The following is a 17,374-nucleotide window of genomic DNA, read 5'->3' on the forward strand; positions in this document are numbered from 1 at the left end:
CTACTTCCTCCCCATCAAAGAGCTTGGAGGCTCTTTTTTTGTCTGCGTATTTCAGTTCTCGGCGAGACCTTCGGCGCGAATCGACCGCCATGCCGCCTGCGCAAGCACTTCGCGATAAGCCATCGGACTGCCCTTAACTCGCCCTGCCAGCCAGGCCCGGCAGTAACTGTCCGCCTGGCCGATGATCAGCGATGGCAGCAACTCCGCAGGCAAATCCTTAATCTCAGCGGCGCGACCCGATTCGGCCAACCACTGGCCCAAGCGCAGGTTGCGCGTCTTGTTGCGCTCGGCCAGCTCTTCCTTGAACGGGCCTTTGGTCACTGCGAATCGTGCGTGGTACTGAAAACGCGCCCACTGCGGCTGCTGCTCGACCCAGTCGACATAGCTGAAGACCAGCGCCTGCACTCCTTCCTCCGTGGTATTGGCCGCGTCCAGATACGCATCACGCAGACGCGCCTGATCCTCCAGCGCGGTGAAAAACAGCGCCGCGACCAGCCCTTCCTTGTTGCCGAAATGGTGGTAGATCGCGCCAACGCTGGTGTCGCACTCGGCACGGATCATTTCGATGGTGGTGGCCTCGATCCCCTGTTCATTGAACAGGCTCAGGGCCTTGCGAAAGATATCGCGTTTGAGTTCGGCGCGGCGGCCGGGGTAGCTGCGTTCCAGTAGATCGGCGGTGTCCATGCTGCTCGGGTCCAAAAACGGAGGTTGATAAAGGCGTCACGTGCCCGTGAACAAATCGCGCCTAGGTTGACAGATTTGCCGCGAACAGAATACCGTTCCGTTACAGAACATTATTCTGTGACGGAACATAATTCTGCAAACCACCCAGTGAGGCTTCCATGAGTCAATCTCTCAGCATGTTCAACAGCGTCGGCGCGGATGCATTCAGCAAAATGGCCTGTCAGTTCGCCCCGTACTTCAGCACCATCAATCCGCTGATCAGCGAATTGCGCCCGAACGCCGCCACCGTACAAGTGCCGTTTCGCAAGGAAATTACCAATCACCTTGGCACGGTGCATGCGATCGCCCTGTGCAACGCGGCGGAACTGGCCGGCGGAATGATGACCGACGTCTCGATCCCGCCCGGCGCGCGCTGGATTCCAAAGGGCATGACCGTGGAATACCTGGCCAAGGCGAAAACCGACGTCACCGCCGTGGCCAGCGCCGAAGGTGTGGATTGGCAAAGCGATGGCGACAAGGTGGTCAACGTCGACATTCACGATGCCGAGGGCAAAAAAGTCTTCACCGCGCGCATCACCATGAACGTCAAGATCGGTTGAGATTGCAGGCACAAAAAAGCCCTCGTTGCGCAATGCGCAGCAAGGGCTTTTTTATTGGCCGGGTCAGTGCAGAGTCAGGCGCTGACGGACAAATTCTTCTACGTGGCGGCTGGTCTGATCCAGATGACGATCGCGTTGTTTCTCCGCATCGAGCATCGCGCGCTTGCCGTTTTTCTGCAGCAAGTAAGTATGAATCTGCTGCACTTCCAGCGAGCGGTAGATCGGCGTGGTGTCGATGAACCCGCGCAAGCCGTTGCTGCGGTAATGCCGCGTGCTCATCAGCACCTGAGTCTCGCGCTGGCCGATCACTTCAAAACCCAGCGCCTCGAAATACGGCACCTTGCCAATGCTGCAGGCCAGTTCCGCATGCGGATAGCGCCCGACCATGTCCGCGAGCATCGCCCGCGCCACACCTTGGCGCCGATGGCCTTCACGCACCGCCATGTACGCGACGCTGCACGCCTCCCAATCGCCCTGCACCGGCAGACAGATGAGAAATCCGATGACTTGCTCTGGATCCTCATCGTCAGTGGCCACCAGCAATTCCACCTCGGTGCCCTTCTGGCCGTTCAACGCCTCGAGGTACAGATGCACCTCATAACCCACCGCGTACTGATAAACGTTGTACAGCAGATTGCTCGGGCCGAGGCCGACAGCACTGATGTCGGTCAGGTAATCGACGACCATTTGCAGGATCTGGCTGTTGACGCTTTCCGGGCATGGGGAGGTGTAGTGGGTGATGCGTGGCATGGGCAAACTCCGGCGATAAAAAACGTTGCCGATGATCAGAGCCGTCGACGAACCGCGACATCATACCGCGCCGAATCTATCGAACCGTCACTGTTGTGGCGCCACCACCCTGAATTTGATGTAGATGTCCTTCGACACCACGCTGTCCGCCCACTCCCCTGCGCCGAGGCCGAACTCCTCACGGTTGAGCACCAGCTCGCCATCGAAAATGCCAATGGCGTTGTCCGGTTTCAGCTCCACCGGCACCTCGACATCGCGAGTGACGCCCTTGAGCGTGAGCTGACCGGCGACCTGGTAACGATGCTCGGCCACCTGGGTGAAGCGGCGGGACTCGAATACCGCGAGCGGGAATTTTTCAGTATCGAACCAGGCGGGTTTCACCAGCTCGGTATTGGCGTCTTCGCTGCCGGCGTCAATGCTGCTCAGGTCGATATGCAAGGTGGTGCGGGCGTTGGCAAGGTTTTCGGTATCTAAATCCAGAGCCGCCTCGAACTTGCCAAAGGTGCCGTACATTCGCGAGCCCATCTGGTTGTAGGTGAAACTGATCTGGCTGGCGCTGGTGTTGACCCGGTTATATTCAGCGGCCTGCGCACAGGCCATGACAAAGGATGTAAACGCGGCAACCAGCAGCAATCGCGACGTCATGGAATTCTCCGGGCGGCGTGTGTCGTCGAGGGCCTTGGTTGACTTAAGCAAACAGCCGAGCGTTATGCCAGTTCACGCTCACCCAAAGGGGATACAATTTTCTCGGCGCTCCCCGGTTGAACCGGCCTTTCCTTCGCCCTGCCGCGCAGGTGGTGACGCAACTTCAGCGCCGGTCGCTCGACGCAGTAATACGTCAGGCCACTGCAGAAAAATGACAACGCCAGCACCGCTCCGACAACGTAGGCGTCATACGCGACGGGCCAAAAACCCCGCAGTAGATACATCACCACAAAGTGGTTAAGAAACACGCCATAACTGATATTGCCCAGGAACTCGTCCATCCGGTGGAACTTGAGTTTGGTCAACAGGTAGACCAAGGGAATGCCCACGGCGATACCCAGAGTGACTTCGGCATTGAACGGACGACGCTCAATCCATCCGACCATGATCGCTACAAACAGCAGTCCCGCCGCAGCGGCTGTGCCGGTGACAACGACCATTGCTCTGATATTGCGTTGGTATAGATAACAGCCGCACAGGAAGATGAACAACACACCCGGCAACAGACGATATCCATAGACATCGGTATTGATGAAGCCCAGGCAGGCCAGCAGAAAAACCCCGACCGAGACAGCAAAGGCGACACCCTGCGCCTTGCAAATCAGCAGAAATGGAATCAGCAGGTAGAAACTCATTTCCAGCCCCAGCGACCAGCCCGGTGGCAGGATCTCGGTCCCGCCGACGCCGAACATGTAATAGCCAAGCGGTAGCATGAGCAAACTGGTGGACAGGGTCTTCCATGTCAGCTCAGCCGCTTGGGGCGTACCGGGCAACAGAAAATGAATAACCAGACACGAGGCGACGAAGTAGACCAGAAATTGCGGATACAACCTCAGAGCCCTGTCGATATAGAACAGACCGATCTTCCTCGGCTCACGGTAGTTTCGCTCGATGAGCGAAGCCATGACGAATCCACTGATGATCAGGAACGAGATGACGGCGATCACACCAGGATTCAGTCCGGCGAACTTTTTGCCCATATGAGATACAGCGACCAACACCGCCAACAGCAGTCGAAAAGCTCCCACTTGAACCCTCGTCATTCCCTTATTGTTGTGGGCGCATACGCTACGATGCTTTCGTCTCGGGGGACAGAGAAATGTTTGTCCGCCGTGCCTAAATCAACCGCTCGATCTTCTGGTGTTTCCAGACCAGTTTGTAATAGAGCGTCTGCAGTATCAGCATCCCCAGATAGGCAACCGGAAAAGCCATCCACACACCCTGCAAACCGAACTGCCCATCGAGCCAGTACGCCGCCGGCAACTGCACGCCGACCACGCAGACAATCGAAATGACCACCGGCACCAGGACGGTGCCGCTGGCGCGCATGATCCCGCCGATGATGGCCTGAAAGCCGAACACCAACAGGCTCCAGAGCATGATGTGCAGCAGATGCTCGGCCATCGCCCGGGTCGAGTCCTCGGTCAGGAACAGGCCCAGCAACCAGTGCGATAGCAGATAACCCAACACAATCAGGCCACCGGTCAGGCACACGTTGATCAACAGCCCGGTGCGCAGGATCGGCCCCATGCGTTGCAAATGCCCGGCGCCGATTGCCTGGGCACCGAGAATCGATGCGGTGATCGCAATCGACAGCGCCGGAAACTGCACATAGTTGACGATCTGCGTTACTGCGCCATACGCCGCCGTCGCTTGCGAGCCGTGCTGGTTGACCAGTGCCAGGATAACCAGCTCCGATAACGACAGCACGATCATCTGTACGCCGGTGGGCAGGCCGATGCGCAGGACCTTGCCGAGAATGACCCGATCCAGTCGCAATGCGGCAAAGAACTCTCGATCCGGCGCCAGCGGATGGCCCTTGCGGATCAGCCGCCAGGCCAGCCACGCCATTGCTGAGAGATTACCCGCCAGCCCGGCATACGCCGCGCTCTGAATGCCCAATGGCGGCAAACCCAGCCAGCCGCGAATCAACGCCGGCGTCAGCGCCAGCCCCACGGCGGTGGAGACGATCAGCGCGAGTAGTGGCGACAGCGTATCGCTGACACCACGCAGCAATTGGGTGAACAGCACGAATACCAGTAGCGATGGCAGAATCCACAACATGACGTGGGCATAGTCCACCGCGTCGTCGAGCACATCCGCCGGCGTGCCCAACCCCGTCAGTGCCTGTCGCGCAAACACCGTGCCCAGCACCGCCGCGACCAAACCGATCAACACACCCAGTAGCAACGTCGCTCCGGCAATCGCCTTGACCATGTGCGTTTCGCGCGCGCCCCACGCCTGACCGATCAACACGCCTGCGCCAGCTCCAAGGCCGATGACCAGGGCGATGAAAAAGAACACGACGGGAAACATGCCGGATACCGCCGCCAGCGCCTGGGTGCCGAGCATCTGGCCGATGTAGATGCTGTTGACCGTCCCGGACATCGATTGCAGGAAGTTCGACAGCACCATCGGCGCGAGAAACAGCAGATAGGTTTGCCAGAGCGGCTTGGCGAAGGTGGCGCTTTGCATTGAATGGAGGTCCATCTCGACGGCGGCAGGCCTGATTGACGATAGCTTCGGTGAGTTGCGTGCAGCGTGCAATCAACATTTCCCATCGGCGTTGATTGCCTGTTTTGCATTTGTGTAAATGCCAGGCATCGCTTTGTGTCAGTGTGCGGCTGTGGTAAATCAGCGATTCTCTCGACACGTACTATTGAGGCTCGGTTCATGCGTAACGTTGCAAATTTTCTGCTTGGCTCCCTCCTCGCTCTGTCGGCCGCCTACGCTCAAGCGGCCGCACCCGCAGCGGCGCCTGCTTCATTGAAACCGCTACTGGCCACTTTGAATGAACGCCTGAGCATCGGCGATCTGGTTGCGTTGACCAAGTGGGACAGCGGCAAGCCGATCCAGGACAGCCCGCGAGAGGCGCAGGTCATCGCCAATGCCCGAACTCTGGCCACCGAACACAAACTCGATCCGGACGACGTCGCGCAGCTGATCGCCGCACAGATGGAAGCGAACAAACTGGTGCAATACGGTCTGCTCGCGCAATGGCAAGCGGCAGGTGCTGCACCGGACACACCGCGTCCGGATCTGGGCAAACAGATCCGCCCGCGCCTGGATGAACTGCAAAAGCGCTTGTTGCAGCAGTACGCCGCCTTCGCGCCCTATCGCCAGGATCCGAATTGCCCGGCATGGCTGGCCAATGTCCGCAACGGTCTGGCCGCTGATTCGCTGCATGACATGGCGCTGATTCGTGCCAGCGGCGAGTTGTGCATTCGGGCAAAAGCCCTCTGAATCGCCGCTCATGGCAAACATCATCGGCGTCGATGTTCACCATCACGTCAATGAAGTTCTCATAAAAACTGCGCGGCGTAACATCGGCTCCAGACAAACAAACAACTTTCTGGAGCACACGATCATGAAACGCCAAACCCTTCTCGGCATCGCTTTCTCGGTTTTCGCAGTTAACGCTTTTGCAGCAACCCCTGCCCACACCCTGGTCGCTGAAGGCGGCTCGGACAAGTTGATCGAAAGCCGCGTCGCTGAGGGTGGCTCTGATCGTCTGATCGAACGCCGCGTCGCTGAGGGTGGTTCGGATCGTCTGATCGAACGCCGTGTTGCCGAGGGTGGCTCCGATCGCTTGATCGATCGCCGCGTTGCTGAAGGTGGCTCTGATCGTCTGCTCGAACGCCGTGTTGCCGAAGGTGGTTCTGATCGTCTGCTCGAACGCCGTGTTGCTGAAGGCGGTTCGGATCGTCTGCTCGAACGCCGCGTTGCTGAAGGTGGCTCTGATCGTCTGATCGAGCGCCGCGTTGCTGAAGGTGGTTCGGATCGTCTGCTCGAACGCCGTGTTGCCGAAGGTGGTTCTGATCGTCTGATCGAACGCCGTGTCGCCTGAATCATCTGCATGACCGCAACACCCATGAAAAAGCCCGGCCTGATCAGCCGGGCTTTTTTGCATTCAGCCGTCGCTTATTGCGCGGTTTTCAGCTTGACCACGTCACCGGAGATGGTGCTGGTGTAGCCGGTCAGAACCCAGGCCCAGAACCAGTTTTCCTGAACCTGCGTGTTGATCATTGCATCGCCGCCCTTGGCTTGGATGGCCGCGTTTTGCGCGCGCACAAATCGGCTGTTCTGGCGGATAGGGATGATGCCAAACAGCAGCAGGCCGGTGGCCGATGCTTCGCTGTGGCCAACCACGGTGTATTGGTTGCTGTCGTAATGGGCGGTTTTCATCGGGGCGCCGGTGCAACCTGCCAGAACCACACCGAACAGTGTGGCGGCGACTACTTTGCTGAGGTATTTCACGGTAAAACTCCATGGGAAAACGCCCGGGATCCGTCTCTCGGGCGGCGAGCATTCTAACCAAAATGATGGCTCATTGGCATCAATCTTCTTTGTATTTACATGAACCCGTTCGCTGGCCGCCCATCGGCGATGTCGCATACCATGGCGCCACTTCAATAAAGACAGACACCCGCCTCCATGTTCAAAGCCAGTCTGCGTAGCCATCTCACCCTGTGGTTCGGCGGTTTGTCCCTGCTGACGTTATTGAGCGTCGGCTTTTATGTCGGTCACATCGCCACCGAACAAATGAAGCAGGCCAGCGGCAACGCCTTGCTGAACACCGCGCGTGCAGCGGCGACGCTGTTGGGCGAACAACTGCGCGAACGGCAACTGGAGGTCTACCTGCTCAGTCGCGCACCGCATCTGGAGCGCGGAGATCTGGACAATCCAGCCATCCTCAAGTCGATGCAGTTGCGCACCCAGGCGCGCGCCGAATATGCGTGGATGGGTGTCACCGACGCCGAGGGTAATGTGCGCCAGGCGGTCAATGATCTGCTGGTCGGTCAATCGGTGCAGAAACGCCCGTGGTTCCAGATCGGCTTGCGCCGGCAATACACCGGCGATCCCCACGAAGCAGTGTTGCTGGCCAAGTTGTTGCCGGGCCTGGCCAATGGCGAGCCGCTGCGCTTCATCGATTTCGCCGCGCCAATCCACAATGCCGAAGGACAGGTGATTGGCGTGCTGGGCGCACATGCACACTGGAGTTGGGTAACGCGCATCGTCGAGTCGGCGGCGTTTTCCCACAAGAACTCGGCGCCGGATATCCAGGCGCTGATCGTCGACCACGACGGCAAGGTGCTCTACCCCGAAGCGCTGATGGGCCAACAGCTGGCGACCAACGATCCGGTATTGTCGGGCTGGACGGCGGCCAACGGTTACCTGACCAGCATGGTCACTGTGCCGACGCCATCGGGCACGGCGCTGTCGTGGTCGATCGCCATTCGCCAGCCACTGGAGACCGCGCTGCAACCGGCGCGAACGCTGCAATATGAACTGTTGATACTCGGCGTTTTCGCCGCCATCGTTTTCGGTCTCGTGGCTTATTACCTGGCGCTGTACCTGAGCCGGCCGATCGAACAACTCGCGCACTCGGCCAAACAGGTGCAGAACAACCAGTCCGGCGCGCAGTTTCAGCTGCAGCATCCGGTACTGGAAATCGCCCAGCTCGGCCAGTCCATCGACGCAATGACGCAGTCACTGCTCGGCAAGGAACGCGAGCTGCAAGAAGCCAACGCCTCGCTGGAAGCCACCGTGGCGCAACGCACTGCCGCACTCACCGAGGCCAACGCCGAACTGCTGAGTCTGGCCACACACGACGGCTTGACCGGCGTTTACAACCGTCGCCGTTTTGACGAAAAAATCACTGAATACTCGCTGCTGTCCCGACGCACCGGACGCCCGTTCGCCCTGCTGCTGATCGATGCCGACCACTTCAAACGCATCAATGACAGCCACGGCCACGCGGTCGGTGATGAGGTCCTGCAACAACTGGCGACCTTGATCCAGAACAGCGTACGCAGCACCGATTTCGTCGCCCGCTACGGCGGCGAAGAGTTCGCCGTACTGCTGCCGGAAGTCGCGCAACCCGACACCCCGGAAGTCGTCGCCGAAAAGATTCGCACGGCAGTCGCCGAAGCGCAGTTTCCGGGCGTCGGCAACGTCACGGTGAGTATTGGCCTTGGCCTGGCAGATCCGGCAGACAACAACCACACGGCCCTGATCAAACGCGCCGATCAGCAGCTGTATCAGGCGAAAGCTGCGGGGCGCAATCAGGTGGCGTTCCATGCTCACTGACACCGGCGTATATCAACCAGAGACAGGCTGCCATCGCTGGCAAGCCAGCTCCCACAGGGATGAGGTAAAGCCGGAGATATTGGTCGTTTGGAGAACCGCTTTCGCGAGCAGGCTCGCTCCCACAGAAAAGCAAAGCAGCGCAGCTGCCCGCGGCGAAGCCGCCCCACTCCACAATGAGCGCAAGCTCGAGTACCGCTTTTGATCTTGATCCACCGGCGACGTCGGAAGGCTGAGCGGAGGGATTGATCCGGGGGTGGGAGCGCAGCGACCGTCTGGCGCAGCCAGACACAGCGGAAGGAGGTGCAGCGAAGCAAACCGTAGCCGCTGCGCCCGGATCGATCCCGCAGCGAAGGGACCCGAGCCTGCGAGGGCCGAACGCAGGAGCAAGCCTTTTGGGTTACCTTTTTGGCGTTTGAAAAAGGTGACCCGCCGTAAGGGCGGAACCCTAAGCAGCCGTTACCGCAGCAATGGATATGTACTCAATCAGCCAGGAAACCATCGCCCGACTAGGGCTCAGCACTGAACCTCTGCAGATAAGCCAACAAATTATTCAACTTCTCCTGATCACTCAGCCCCCAGAAAATCATTCGCGTCCCCGGCACCACCCCTTTCGGATCCTTCAGATACGCTTTCAACGTCGCCCGATCCCAAGTAATCCCCGAGTTTTTCATCGCAGCGGAATAAACATAATTGGCCGAAGTCCCCGCAGCCCGGCCAACGATGCCGTTCAACTGCGGACCAAACCCCGAACGCGCCGACTCGCCAACCTGATGGCAACCGCCGCACAGACGCGGAAAGATTTTCGCCCCGGCTTCAGGATCGCCCTCAGCCTGTGCGCTGGTGCTGAAGATCAAGGCGAGAAGCAGTGCTGTGGTGAATTTCATTAAACAGTCCAAACCTGGCTTTTCATGGCGTGAACGCAGTTTACAGATAAGCGCCGACAATCGTTCTGACAGTGATCAACGCCTGACGCAACACGTGCATGTCCACCGACCCGAGAGCCAGACGAATCGCATGGGGCGTATGGCCCGACAGCGAAAACGGCTCTGCACTGGTGACCGAAATCTGCTGCTGCATCAACTCGACCACGATCTGATCGGCACGCACATCTTCGGGCAACGGCAACCACAGAAAATACGAGGCCGGATGAGCAATGTAGCGCAGCCCCTTCAGCACCTCGGCGGCCAAGGCCTGTCGCGCCATCGCATCACTACGCTTCTGCTCCTCAAGCACGGTGACGGTGCCGTCGTCGAGCCAACCGCACGCAATGGCGGTCATCACCCCGGGCGTGTTCCACGTTGTCGCGCGAATGATTCGCTCCAGTGCGGGCACTTGAGGCAGCGGCGCCGCGATGAAGCCGACGCGCAAACCGGTGGCGATGTTTTTCGACAGGCCCGATACGTAAAACGTCCGTTCCGGTGCCAGATCGATCAAGGTTCGCGGCGGATTTTCCACCAGAAACGCGTAGGCCGCATCTTCGATAAGTGTCAGATCATAGCGCCGGGCAATCGCCACCAATTGCTCGCGCTGTTCCAGTGGCATGACCCAGCCCAGCGGATTGTGCAGCGTCGGCATGCTGTACACGGCGCGCACCGCACGCTGGCGGCAGAGCCTGTCCAGTGCCGGCAAATCCGGGCCGTGCTCTGTCATCGGGATCGCCAGCACTTCCAGATGCAACGCGTCGGCCAGCACCTTGAACCCGGAATACGTCAGCGCATCGGCGGCGATCACATCACCGGGTTTGAGCAGGGCCATCAGCGTCACCGCCAAACCTTGCTGAGCGCCATTGACGATCAGCACTTGGTCGGCTCCAACGGTCACGCCGCGTGTCGACAAATGTCGCGCCACCGAGGCGCGTTCGTGGGCACGTCCGGCGTGGGGTTGATAACGCAGCAACGCTTCGAGATCGCCGGACAACGCCAGTTGTCGCAACGCCGTGCGCAACAACTCAGCCTGACCGGGCAACGACGGATAGTTGAAATTCAGGTCGATCATGCCGACCGCTACGTCTTTCTGATCGATGCCCTGCCCCGGCGCCAGCGACGTTTCCCGCACAAAAGTGCCGCGCCCGGCTTCGCCACTGACCAGGCCCATCGCCTCAAGCTCGGCATAAACCCGTGAAGCGGTAACCAGCGCCAGTCCTTCCTGCGCCGCCAGTTGCCGATGCGTAGGCAATCGCGTGCCCGGCGGCAGTCGTCCGCCACGAATATCCGCCGCGTAACGGTCAACCAAGGTCTTGTAACGGGATCGGGGCATGCCGGCTGTATCCATGACAATTTTTTGATTGTGCTGATTCTCAGCCCTAGGATCGCCGCAATACAACCCACTATTTGAGCGCGACCGACATGCACACAACATCGACTGCGGCCAACCCGGCGCTGGAAAAAACCAGCGGCTGGATCAACGGTTTTATCGGTGTGCTGATTTTCAGCGGTTCACTTCCGGCGACACGGCTGGCGGTGCTGGAATTCGATCCGGTGTTTCTGACCGTGGTGCGAGCAGCGATTGCCGGCGCACTGGCGGTCGGACTTCTGCTGTTGTTCAAGCAACCGCGACCGTCGCGCCATCAGTGGCTGTCGCTGGTGATTGTGGCGCTGGGCGTGGTGTTGGGTTTTCCGCTGCTGACCGCGTTGGCATTGCAGCACGTAACGTCAGCGCATTCGATCGTGTTTGTAGGATTGCTGCCGCTGGCCACAGCAATGTTTGGTGTCTTGCGTGGCGGCGAGCGGCCACGGCCGGTGTTCTGGATCTTTTCGGTGCTGGGCAGCGCATTGGTGGTGGGCTTCGCTCTGTCGCAAGGCCTAAGCGCCTCGCCCATCGGGGATCTGCTGATGCTCGCGGCGATTCTCGCCTGCGGCCTCGGTTACGCCGAAGGCGCGAAACTGTCACGCAACCTCGGCGGCTGGCAGGTGATCTGCTGGGCGCTGGTAATGTCGTTACCGCTGATGGCAGTGCTGAGCCTGTGGCTGGCGCCCGCCTCGTTCGGCAACATCAGCTTGCCTGCGTGGATGTGCCTGGGCTACGTGTCGCTGTTCAGCATGCTGATCGGCTTTGTGTTCTGGTATCGCGGCCTGGCCCAGGGCGGGATTGCGGCGGTCGGGCAGTTGCAGTTGCTGCAGCCGTTTTTCGGTCTGGCGCTGGCGGCGACGTTGCTGCATGAGCAGGTCAGCGTCGGCATGCTCGGCGTAACGCTTGGGGTGATTCTTTGCGTGGCCGGAGCGAAGAAATTCGCCAGGTAATGTTCAGTGTCCGGCTTTCCATTGCCGAGGACTCAGCCCGGTCTTGCGCCGAAACGCCCGGGCCAGCGCCGACGGACTTTCGTAACCGACCTCTTCGGCAATCAGCGCAATCGGCCGGCCTTCGCGCAGGCGTTTCTGCGCAAGACTGACGCGCCAGCTCAGCAGATAATCGGCCGGCGTCTGCCCGACCACGCGGCGAAACTGCTCGGCGAAACCGGCGCGGGACTGGTTCGCCGCCGCCGCGAGATCGGCCACACTCCAAGGCTTGTGCGGTTGCTCATGGATCAGGTTCAAAGCGCGAGACAAGCGCGGGTCAGCCAGCCCGGCCATCATGCCCGGTTGCTGATCTCGACTGCCGATGAGATGGCGGAGCAGCAGAATCACCAGCAATTCGAACAGGCGATCCATCACCGCCACGCGCCCGCAATGCCCTTCAAAGGCTTCATTGAACAGCCAGTCAAGGGTGCTGCGCAGTTCCGGGATGTCGGTGAGCTTCAATACCAGATAGTCGGGTAGCGCGGCGGCCAGGGCATTGCCCGAGCCACCGTCGAAGGTCAGCGAGGCACAGACAATCTGACTGGCCATGGCTTCGTCGGCAAACATCCGATGGGTAAACGGCCGGGGAAAGAAAATCAGTGACGGTTCGTCCAGACGGATCTCCCGCTCGTTGCCCGGTTTGAGCAGCAACGCCCCGGCTTGCAGAACATGCACGTGCCCGACCGGCTCGCCTTCGTGAACGCTCACGCCGCAAAACGCGCCGCTATGAAAGGTGCCGGCGTTCACGCCGAAATGACTGAGTAATGTGGAAAGGCGATCCATGGCTGACTCCCGAAGGCATATCTGGACGATCTGCCGCATATCCTCGACGATTTGCCGCCAAAGCGCCATTGGCAGCCCCTAAGATCTCTCCATCGCCGCTGCACTTCGCTGCGGAATTTCGGAGAATCACCATGAGCCGCATCCCCGCTATCAGCCTCGACACCGCCACCGATGCCACCCGTCCTGCACTGGAAGGCGTGAAGAAAAAAATCGGCTTCCTGCCCAACGTCTTCACTACCCTCGCCCAAGCGCCAGTTGCATTCGACACTTACCTGCAAGCTTCGGCGATCCTCGGCAAGACCTCGCTCAGCGCCCAGGAAAAAGAAGCCGTCTACCTCGCCACTTCGCAAGTAAACGGCTGCGACTACTGCCTGTCCGCACACACAATGTTCGCCGGCAAGGCCGGGCTCTCGCCACAGGACATCGTCGCGGCCCGTCACGGCGAACTGAATGCCTACGCCGCCCTCGCCCGCCAACTGACCGAAACCCGTGGCCACTTGAGCGATGAACAATTGGCCGCTGCCCGCGCTGCCGGTATCGATGACCGCAAGATCATCGAAGTGATTGCCCTAGTGGCCGTGCAGACATTGACCAACTACCTGAACAACACGGCGTTGACCGACATTGATTTCCCGACCGTCGAGGCCTGAGCAGTCGCTCACGAACTGAAGAAAAATCCGCTGGCGAAAAGATGCTCTTTTCGCCAGCGCTGTTTTTTGCTGCCATGATGTAGGTCAGAATAATTCGCAGCGCAAACAGTGTCTGGTGCGCTGAAACCAAACACCCTGCGCGCAGGTCTTTGTTCTCAGACAAATGCCCGGAAAGATACGAACCCCATGACAGACTGGTTGCAAGACAACGGCGAGATGGCCGGGCAGATCCGCCGTCACGACTGGGCGAATTCGCCCCTCGGCCCGTTGGAACACTGGCCCGATGTACTCAAGACCACTGTCTCGCTCAGTCTCGCGTCGCATTTCCCTCAGGCGATCGTCTGGGGTCCGCAACTGATCACCCTTTATAACGACGCCTTCGTGCCGATTCTCGGCGACAAGCCGCATGCGCTGGGACGTCCTTTCAGCGACATCTGGAAAGAAGCCTGGCATGAGATCAGCCCGATAGCCGAGGCGGCCTATGCCGGCCAAGCCACCTACATCGAAAACTTTGCCCTGAAGATCGAACGCGGCAACGGTCCGGAGCAGGCGTTCTTCACTTTCTGCTACAGCCCGATTCGTGACTCGCTGGGCAATGTCGTCGGCATGCTCGACACGGTCACCGAGACCACCCAGACCGTTTATCTCAACCAACGCCTGGCCGTCCTCGATGCCATCGGCGAAGCGGTGACCAATGCCACCGATGCGCAAGCAATCCTGGCGGCGAGCACCCGGCTGATGGTCGAGCAGTTGCAATTGTCCAACTGCGCGTACGCCGACATGGATGCCGACGAGGACGGCTTCACCATTCGCGGCGACTATGCGGCACCGGGTTCGCCAAGCATCGTCGGCCACTACCGCCTGCGCGATTTCGGTGAGAAGGCAGTGCGTCTGCTGCGCGCCGGGGAACCGCTGGTCATCCATGACAACCGCAGCGAGCTACCACCGGAAGAGTCGGCGACCTTTCAGGCCATCGGTATTACCGCGACCATTTGTGTACCACTGATCAAGCAGGGCCGTCTGACCGCATTGATGGCCGTCCACGACAAAGTGCCGCGGGTCTGGTCGCAATTTGAGCAGGCATTGATGAGCGAAGTGACCGAACGGTGCTGGGCGCACATCGAGCGGGTGCGCGCCGATGCCAATGTGCGCGAAGGCCTGCTGGCGCTGGCTGAGCTCAACGCCACGCTGGAGCAACGGGTCGAAGAGCGCAGCTTGCGCCTGGCCCAGGCCGAGTCGGCGTTGCGCCAGTCGCAGAAGCTCGAAGCCATCGGCCAATTGACCGGCGGCGTCGCCCACGACTTCAACAATCTGCTGACGATCATTCGTTCGTCGGTGGATTTTCTGCGCCAGCCCAACCTGCCGGAAGAACGCCGTCAGCGCTACATGCGCGCGGTGTCCGACACCGTCGAGCGCGCCTCCAAGCTGACCAGCCAGTTGCTCGCCTTCGCCCGCCGCCAGCCGCTCAATCCGCAGGTAGTCGACGCCGGCGAACGTTTGGCAAACATCGGCGAGATGCTCGAATCGGTCACCGGCGCGCAGATTCACGTGTGCGTCGAACGCCCGGATCACCCCTGCTACATCCGTGTCGACCTCAGTCAGTTCGAAACCGCGTTGATCAACATTGCGCTTAACGCCCGCGACGCCATGAATGGTCAAGGTGAGCTGAAATTGCGCCTGGAGTGCCACAAAGCGCTGCCGCCGATTCGCGGTCACGCCGGGTCCAGCAGCCATTTCGTGTCGATTGCCCTGGCCGACACCGGTGCCGGCATCGACGCACACACCCTTGAACACATCTTCGAACCGTTCTTTACCACCAAGGCGGTCGGCAAAGGCACGGGGCTGGGGCTGTCGCAGGTGTTCGGCTTCGCCAAGCAATCCGGCGGCAACGTCGATGTTTCCAGCGTCCTTGGCCAAGGCACCGAGTTCACCTTGTATTTGCCGCAAGTGCCGGCGATCGAGGCAGAAATGGACCAGGCAGAGGACGATGGCGAGGTGCAGCCGGCCTGCGAAAAACGCCGGGTGCTGGTGGTAGAAGACAATCTCGACGTCGGCCGTTTCGCCAATCAGATCCTCCAGGATCTGGGCTATGAAACCGCGTGGGCGACCAACGCCGAAGAAGCCCTGCAGTTGGCGGGTAGCGATGCCAGCGCGTTCGATGCGGTGTTTTCCGACGTGGTCATGCCAGGCATCACCGGCGTCGCGCTGGCCAGGGAGCTGCGCCAGCGCCGCCCCGATCTACCGGTGATTCTGACCTCCGGCTACAGCGAAGAACTGGCCCGCAGCGGGTACGAAGGTTTCGAGTTTCTCGCCAAGCCCTACTCCGCCGAACAGGTCTCGCGGATTCTCGGCAAGACCTGGCTCAAGGACGCAAAACCAGCGGCGTCAGTCGTGATCGACGCCGGCGCGCTTGAGTAATTTCTTGCAGCGTTCCGACAGATGAAACACCTGTAAGTGCTTGCCAGCCTTGGCGTAGCGTTCACGCAGGGTTTTCAACGCGGCAATCGCCGAGTAATCGACAAAGCTCAGGTGTCGGCAGTCGAGAATGACTTTCGCCGGATCGTTGGCCGGATCGAACTGATTGAGAAACGGCGTGGTCGAGGCAAAGAACAGCGTGCCGTGCAGGCGATAGAGCTTGCTGCCGTCGGCCTCCAGGTGTTCATCGGCGTACAGTTCGCGCGCCTGCTGCCAGGCGAAGTTGAGCGCGGCGATGATGATCCCGCACAGCACGGCCGTGGCCAGATCGGTGAACACGGTGATGGTGGTCACGGCGATGATCACCAGCACATCGTGCAGCGGCACCTTGTTGATCACCCGCAACGACGCCCAGGCGAACGTCTGCTGCGATACCACAAACATCACCCCCACCAGTGCGGCCAGCGGAATACGCTCGATCAGCGGTGACAGAAACAGAATGAACAACAGAATCAGCACACCGGCAACCACGCCGGACAAGCGCCCGCGCCCGCCGGAGCTGAGGTTGATCACGGTCTGCCCGATCATCGCGCAACCGCCCATGCCACCGAAGGCCCCGGACACCATGTTGGCCGCTCCGAGCGCTACGCACTCGCGATCCGGGTAGCCACGGGTTTCGGTAATCTCGTCGGTCAGGTTCAGTGTCAGCAAGGTTTCCAGCAGGCCGACCATCGCCATCAGGATCGCGTACGGAGCGATGATGCGCAGCGTTTCCAGGCTCCACGGAATGTCCGGCATGGCGAAAGTCGGCAGACCGCCGGCAATGTGCGCCATGTCACCGAGGGTACGGGTCGGCAGGCCGAACAGGTAGACCAGCAGGCCGACACCAAGGATCGCCACCAGGGCCGGCGGTACCGCTTTGGTCAGGCGCGGCAGGATGTAAACGATGGCCATGGTCAGTAGCACCAGCCCGGTCATCAGATACAGCGGCGTACCGCTGAGCCAGTGCTCGCCGCTTTTGAAGTGCTCCAGTTGCGCCAGGGCAATGATGATCGCCAGGCCGTTGACGAAACCGAGCATCACCGGATGCGGCACCATGCGCACCAGTTTGCCCAAGCGCAGCAGCCCGAACGCCATCATGATCAGACCGCCGAGCAGCACCGTTGCCAGCAGATATTGCACGCCGTGTTGCACCACCAGCGCGACGATCACCACCGCCATCGAGCCCGCCGCGCCGGAAACCATGCCCGGCCGGCCGCCAAACAACGCTGTCAGCGTGCAAATGATGAAAGCGCCGTACAGGCCCATCAGCGGATTGAGATGCGCGACCAGGGCGAAAGCAATGCATTCGGGCAACAGGGCGAACGAGGTGGTGAGTCCGGCGAGGACATCGGCGCGCAGACGAATCGGTTTCATGGCTTAC

17 protein-coding genes are annotated in these 17,374 nt (G+C 60.2%); 7 read left to right on the top strand and 10 right to left on the bottom strand.

The features are described from left to right. Positions 1-51 precede the first annotated feature (51 nt). A complete protein-coding gene (locus ACZ9BE_RS14020) occupies positions 52-684 on the bottom strand; it encodes a TetR/AcrR family transcriptional regulator (protein WP_056788969.1) in 633 nt (210 codons plus the stop codon). A gap of 158 nt (positions 685-842) precedes the next feature. On the opposite strand from ACZ9BE_RS14020, the gene ACZ9BE_RS14025 reads away from it, so the two are divergent. After that, positions 843-1,283: a hotdog fold domain-containing protein gene (locus tag ACZ9BE_RS14025; protein ID WP_056788967.1), complete on the top strand. Its 441-nt coding sequence runs from the start codon at positions 843-845 to the stop codon at positions 1,281-1,283. Between the two features lie 63 nt (positions 1,284-1,346). Here ACZ9BE_RS14025 and ACZ9BE_RS14030 read toward each other — a convergent pair whose 3' ends face one another. The 4 genes from ACZ9BE_RS14030 to ACZ9BE_RS14045 form a co-directional block, all read right to left on the bottom strand. Beyond that, positions 1,347-2,033: a GNAT family N-acetyltransferase gene (locus ACZ9BE_RS14030; protein WP_110600861.1), complete on the bottom strand. Its 687-nt coding sequence runs from the start codon at positions 2,031-2,033 to the stop codon at positions 1,347-1,349. An 87-nt stretch (positions 2,034-2,120) separates the two neighbouring features. After that, a complete protein-coding gene (locus tag ACZ9BE_RS14035; protein ID WP_252876548.1) occupies positions 2,121-2,678 on the bottom strand; it encodes a YceI family protein in 558 nt (185 codons plus the stop codon). Between the two features lie 62 nt (positions 2,679-2,740). Next, entirely contained in the window at positions 2,741-3,766 is a 1,026-nt protein-coding gene (locus tag ACZ9BE_RS14040) for an acyltransferase family protein (RefSeq protein WP_252876549.1), read from the bottom strand. Between the two features lie 88 nt (positions 3,767-3,854). Continuing rightward, positions 3,855-5,213 carry an MATE family efflux transporter gene (locus ACZ9BE_RS14045; protein WP_071171782.1) on the bottom strand — a complete coding sequence of 453 codons (1,359 nt, stop codon included), beginning with the start codon at positions 5,211-5,213 and terminating at the stop codon, positions 3,855-3,857. Between the two features lie 198 nt (positions 5,214-5,411). Between ACZ9BE_RS14045 and ACZ9BE_RS14050 the strand changes: the two genes are divergently transcribed. Further along, a complete protein-coding gene (locus tag ACZ9BE_RS14050; protein ID WP_150634961.1) occupies positions 5,412-5,981 on the top strand; it encodes a chorismate mutase in 570 nt (189 codons plus the stop codon). Between the two features lie 124 nt (positions 5,982-6,105). Then, complete coding sequence (locus tag ACZ9BE_RS14055; protein ID WP_476249583.1) at positions 6,106-6,585, top strand: phage infection protein; 480 nt, start codon at positions 6,106-6,108, stop codon at positions 6,583-6,585. A 74-nt stretch (positions 6,586-6,659) separates the two neighbouring features. On the opposite strand, the gene ACZ9BE_RS14060 is transcribed toward ACZ9BE_RS14055, so the two are convergent. Next, on the bottom strand, positions 6,660-6,995 hold the full coding sequence (locus tag ACZ9BE_RS14060; protein WP_476249584.1) for a hypothetical protein: 336 nt from the start codon (positions 6,993-6,995) through the stop codon (positions 6,660-6,662). A 177-nt stretch (positions 6,996-7,172) separates the two neighbouring features. On the opposite strand from ACZ9BE_RS14060, the gene ACZ9BE_RS14065 reads away from it, so the two are divergent. After that, entirely contained in the window at positions 7,173-8,828 is a 1,656-nt protein-coding gene (locus ACZ9BE_RS14065) for a sensor domain-containing diguanylate cyclase (protein WP_236168585.1), read from the top strand. Positions 8,829-9,334: 506 nt separating this feature from the next. Here ACZ9BE_RS14065 and ACZ9BE_RS14070 read toward each other — a convergent pair. Next, the gene (locus ACZ9BE_RS14070; protein WP_476249585.1) at positions 9,335-9,712 is read right to left on the bottom strand and encodes a c-type cytochrome; all 378 of its coding nucleotides are present in this window, start codon (positions 9,710-9,712) and stop codon (positions 9,335-9,337) included. Between the two features lie 40 nt (positions 9,713-9,752). Next, on the bottom strand, positions 9,753-11,084 hold the full coding sequence (locus tag ACZ9BE_RS14075) for an aminotransferase-like domain-containing protein (protein WP_476249586.1): 1,332 nt from the start codon (positions 11,082-11,084) through the stop codon (positions 9,753-9,755). 89 nt (positions 11,085-11,173) lie between these two features. Between ACZ9BE_RS14075 and ACZ9BE_RS14080 the strand changes: the two genes are divergently transcribed. Beyond that, a complete protein-coding gene (locus tag ACZ9BE_RS14080; protein ID WP_476249587.1) occupies positions 11,174-12,067 on the top strand; it encodes a DMT family transporter in 894 nt (297 codons plus the stop codon). Between the two features lie 3 nt (positions 12,068-12,070). Here ACZ9BE_RS14080 and ACZ9BE_RS14085 read toward each other — a convergent pair whose 3' ends face one another. After that, positions 12,071-12,886 carry an AraC family transcriptional regulator gene (locus ACZ9BE_RS14085; RefSeq protein ID WP_150741130.1) on the bottom strand — a complete coding sequence of 272 codons (816 nt, stop codon included), beginning with the start codon at positions 12,884-12,886 and terminating at the stop codon, positions 12,071-12,073. A gap of 131 nt (positions 12,887-13,017) precedes the next feature. Here ACZ9BE_RS14085 and ACZ9BE_RS14090 point away from each other — a divergent pair, with 131 nt between their 5' ends. Next, positions 13,018-13,536, top strand: a complete 519-nt coding sequence (locus tag ACZ9BE_RS14090) for a carboxymuconolactone decarboxylase family protein (RefSeq protein ID WP_095182048.1) — start codon at positions 13,018-13,020, stop codon at positions 13,534-13,536. A 186-nt stretch (positions 13,537-13,722) separates the two neighbouring features. Continuing rightward, entirely contained in the window at positions 13,723-15,954 is a 2,232-nt protein-coding gene (locus ACZ9BE_RS14095; RefSeq protein ID WP_476249588.1) for a response regulator, read from the top strand. Here the strand turns inward: ACZ9BE_RS14095 and ACZ9BE_RS14100 are convergent. Next, entirely contained in the window at positions 15,922-17,367 is a 1,446-nt protein-coding gene (locus tag ACZ9BE_RS14100) for a SulP family inorganic anion transporter (RefSeq protein WP_476249589.1), read from the bottom strand. The two genes, ACZ9BE_RS14095 and ACZ9BE_RS14100, sit on opposite strands and share 33 nt — an antisense overlap. Positions 17,368-17,374: the final 7 nt, after the last annotated feature.

The sequence above is a fragment of the Pseudomonas sp. TE9122 genome, assembly GCF_056278925.1.